The sequence below is a fragment of the Bacteroides sp. 51 genome, from assembly GCF_010500965.1.
GTDB lineage: Bacteria > Bacteroidota > Bacteroidia > Bacteroidales > Bacteroidaceae > Bacteroides.
In genome coordinates, this window is the sequence record NZ_QVMI01000011.1 from 1 (window position 1) to 332 (window position 332).

General features: G+C 47.6%; 1 pseudogene. It reads right to left on the reverse strand.

From position 1 onward, the window contains the following. Positions 1 to 332, reverse strand: a pseudogene (locus D0T87_RS10150) (hypothetical protein); the annotation flags it as partial.

Genomic DNA, 332 nt, shown 5'->3' on the forward strand with positions numbered 1-332 from the left:
TACGTTGCGGAACTTATGGCGGTGTAAGCGTACATACTCTGAGAATGCGGTATCATCGCTGAGGATCAGATAGAAGAAGCCAGCTACTTCCTGCGTGGTATAATACGCCTTAAGCAGGAAGAAGAACTCCCTGATTTTCAGGTCAAAATACAGATTGCACTTTATCCCGTCGGCCAGCCTTTCGCTGATCTCATCCAGGAAATTCCATATGCGCGTATGTATTTCCAATACCCCAAAACCCGGTGTTTGCGGGGTATGGTTGTCTGTAGCCCCCGCATGGGCTTTATACAGCTTCTCCATGGAGAAACTATCGCAAAGCTGAGTCATTTCCT